Raw genomic sequence first — 2,906 nt, forward strand, 5'->3', positions numbered from 1 at the left:
CGGCGAATCCGGCTGCGGAAAATCGACGCTGGCGCGCGTCATCGCCGGCATCCATCCGGCCGCTGCCGGCGACATCGTCTTCGATGGCAAGGACCTGCAACGCGCCGCCAGGAAACGCAGCCAGGACCAGCTGCGCGAGATGCAGATCGTGTTCCAGTACGCCGATACCGCGCTCAATCCGGCCAAGCCTGTGGAGGACATCATCTCCCGCCCGCTCGCCTTCTATCACCGGCTCGACAGGCAGGCGCGCTCGAAGCGCGTCGACGAACTGCTCGACATGGTGCGCCTGCCGAGGGCGCTGCGCTACCGGCATCCATCGGAGCTCTCGGGCGGCCAGAAGCAGCGCGTGAATTTCGCGCGCGCGTTGGCGGCCGACCCCAAGCTCATCATCTGCGACGAAATCACCTCGGCGCTCGACACGGTGGTGGCGTCCGCCGTGATCGAACTGCTCAAGGAGCTGCAGCGCGAGCTGGGGCTCTCCTACATCTTCATCAGCCACGACCTCTCGGTCGTCGAGGCCATCTGCGACGAGATCATGGTCATGTACAATGGGCAGCGTGTGGAGCAGATCACGCCAGACAAGGTGAAGGCGCCCGCCCACCCCTATTCCAAGCTACTGTTCTCTTCGGTGCCGAAGCTCGATCCGACCTGGCTCGACGGCCTTGTGCGCGACCCCGAGCTCGTCAGCCAGTACGGCCATCGCTAGGAGCAATTCCAGGAATGGTTTCCGTCTTTGCCTTGAGACGGATAGTTAGAGCGACGATGCGCGGAGCCTCACATCGGGAACAGGCTGGGCAGCGGCATGTGCGCCTTGACGATGGGAGACTTCAGCACCACGAACGAGAAGTACTTGTCGATGCCGATATCCATGTCGGTTAGCCGCTCCATGATCGTCTGGTATTCGCCGATGCCGGCGGTGACGAATTTCATCAGGTAATCGTAGCCGCCCGAGACGAGGTGGCATTCGATCACCTGGTCGATCTTCTCGACAACCGCGAGAAAGCGGGCGAAGTCGACCTGGCGGTGGTTCTTCAGGGTGATCTCGGTGAACACGGTCAGCGTCTGGCCGAGCTTGCCGATGTTGACCTGCGCGGAATAGCCCTCGATGTAGCCTTCCGACTGCAGTTTCTTGACCCGCATCAGGCAAGGGCTCGGCGACAGATGCACGAGGTCGGCCAGTTCCACATTGGTGATGCGGCCGTTCTTCTGCAATTCGTAGAGAATCTTGATGTCGATCCGATCCAGTTTCATGGCCGTCTCCAAAGATCGCATGCCACAGCACAAAATGCTGCCGTACCAACAGCCTTGACACTACCACAGCCCGCGGGCCTGTCCATCCGAGCTGGCACCGCTTGGAAACGCAGCGAGTTCCGATTTCGACCGAGCTGCCGAAATAAAATTCTGCTTCGGCTTCAACTGCAGCAGCCGCTGCCTGCGCAACGCGTTAGATTGGCGCTTCAAGGCAGAGAGACTATGCGCGCGCCGCTGCAGCAAATCGAGACATCTGGCAAACTGCCGCAAGCCGCGGACGTGGTGGTGATCGGCGGCGGCATCGTCGGTGTCTTCGCGGCCTATTATCTTGCCAGGCGCGGAATGCAGGTCGCGCTTGTCGAAAAAGGGCGCGTCGGCGCCGAGCAATCCTCCAGGAACTGGGGATGGTGCCGCCAGCAGAACCGCGACGCCCGCGAACTGCCGATGGCGACCCGCAGCCTCGATCTGTGGGGCAGCTTCGCGGCGGCGACCGGCGAAGACACCGGCTTTCGCCGCTGCGGCCTGCTTTATCTCAGCAATGACGAGGCGGAACTGGCCGGCTGGGCGCGCTGGCGCGATTTCGCCAGGACGGCCGGCGTGACCACCCATATGCTCGACAGCGCCGAGGCCAGCGAGCGGGGCGGCGCCACGGGCCGGACCTGGAAGGGCGGCGTTTTCTCGCCGAGCGACGGCACCGCCGACCCGTCGCGGGCCGCGCCCGCGGTCGCCCGCGCCATCCTCAAGCTCGGCGGCAGCGTGCACCAGAATTGCGCCGCGCGAGGCATCGAGACCGAGGGCGGACGCCTGAGCGGCGTGGTCACCGAGAGCGGAACGATCCGCACGAAAGTGGCGGTCATGGCCGGCGGCGCCTGGGCGTCGTCCTTTTGCCGGCAGTTCGGTTTCCGCTTTCCGCAGGCGTCGATCCGTTCCTCCATCCTGTCCGTCTCGCCCGGCGCCGAAGGCCTGCCGGATGCGCTGCACACGGCGAGGATCTCGGCCACGCGTCGCGGCGACGGCGGCTACACGCTTGCCATCAGCGGGCGCGGTCGCGTCGACGTGACGCCGCAGCAGTTGCGCTTCTCGTCGCAGTTCCTGCCCATGTTTCTGAAACGGTGGCGCAGCCTCGCGCCTGGCGGACTGCAAGGTGTGCGCTCGGGGCACGAAACGCTGCAGCGCTGGCGGCTCGACCAGCCGACGCCGATGGAGCGCATGCGCATCCTCGATCCGGCTCCGGACCGGGCCACCATCCGTCTGACCCATGCCCGTGCGCTTGAACTTCTGCCCGACCTCAGAAAGACGAAGATCAGCGCTGCCTGGGCCGGCTACATCGACAGCACGCCGGACGGCGTGCCCGCCATCGGCGAGATCGATAGCATTGCGGGCTTCTTCCTCGCCGCCGGATTTTCGGGACACGGTTTTGGCATCGGGCCCGGCGCCGGTCATCTCGTCGCCGATCTGGTGACCGGGTCGGAACCGATCGTCGATCCTACATCCTACCATCCGCGCCGCTTCGAAGCCTCGGCCTGGGGCAAGGTTGCCGATTTCTAGGATTTGACCCCTCATCAATGCGCGGCATCCCCAATTGCGTCAGCCGTTCCGCAGAAGAGCGCCAATAGGCGCCGGTCGGACAGGCGCCTGTCCGACCGGCGCCTATT

At 64.8% G+C, this 2,906-nt stretch carries 3 protein-coding genes; 2 read left to right on the plus strand and 1 reads right to left on the minus strand.

All coding sequences use genetic code 11. The features are described 5' to 3' along the window. The coding region (locus tag EN745_RS32880) for an ATP-binding cassette domain-containing protein (protein WP_145992273.1) at nt 1–706 on the plus strand (706 nt) is incomplete at its 5' end. 68 nt (nt 707–774) lie between these two features. Here the strand turns inward: EN745_RS32880 and EN745_RS32885 are convergent. Then, nucleotides 775–1,251: an Lrp/AsnC family transcriptional regulator gene (locus tag EN745_RS32885; protein WP_126058824.1), complete on the minus strand. Its 477-nt coding sequence runs from the start codon at nt 1,249–1,251 to the stop codon at nt 775–777. Between the two features lie 222 nt (nt 1,252–1,473). Between EN745_RS32885 and EN745_RS32890 the strand changes: the two genes are divergently transcribed. Then, nucleotides 1,474–2,799 carry an FAD-binding oxidoreductase gene (locus EN745_RS32890; protein WP_127423175.1) on the plus strand — a complete coding sequence of 442 codons (1,326 nt, stop codon included), beginning with the start codon at nt 1,474–1,476 and terminating at the stop codon, nt 2,797–2,799. The last annotated feature ends 107 nt before the right edge of the window (nt 2,800–2,906 follow it).

The organism is Mesorhizobium sp. M4A.F.Ca.ET.022.05.2.1 (assembly GCF_003998845.1).
Lineage (GTDB): Bacteria > Pseudomonadota > Alphaproteobacteria > Rhizobiales > Rhizobiaceae > Mesorhizobium.